The sequence below is a fragment of the Singulisphaera rosea genome (genome assembly GCF_054877945.1).
Genome location: NZ_JBTYIP020000178.1, coordinates 1 through 255, shown reverse-complemented (window position 1 = coordinate 255; position 255 = coordinate 1). Strand labels below are relative to the sequence as shown.

1 pseudogene is annotated in these 255 nt (G+C 70.2%); it reads left to right on the top strand.

The annotated features are described in order from the left end of the window. Positions 1–255, top strand: a pseudogene (locus tag ACYOEI_RS41410) (DUF1501 domain-containing protein); the annotation flags it as partial.

The following is a 255-nucleotide window of genomic DNA, read 5'->3' as shown; positions in this document are numbered from 1 at the left end:
CCGTGGGAGAAACCGGCATCCCCCGGCACGTCTCGATCCTGCCGGGCCAATGGCCGGGGCGGGGGGGCTTCCTCGGGGGCGAATACGACGCATTCAAGACCGGCGACCCCCTCCAGAAACTCCCGGACGTCACCTCGCTCGTCGCGTCGAATCGCGACGAGGGGCGGATCCGCGACCTCGACGTGGTCGAGAAGACGTTCGCCCTCGGCCGTCGCCGACGGGTCGAGGCGACGCTCCATCGCGACACGATCCGAC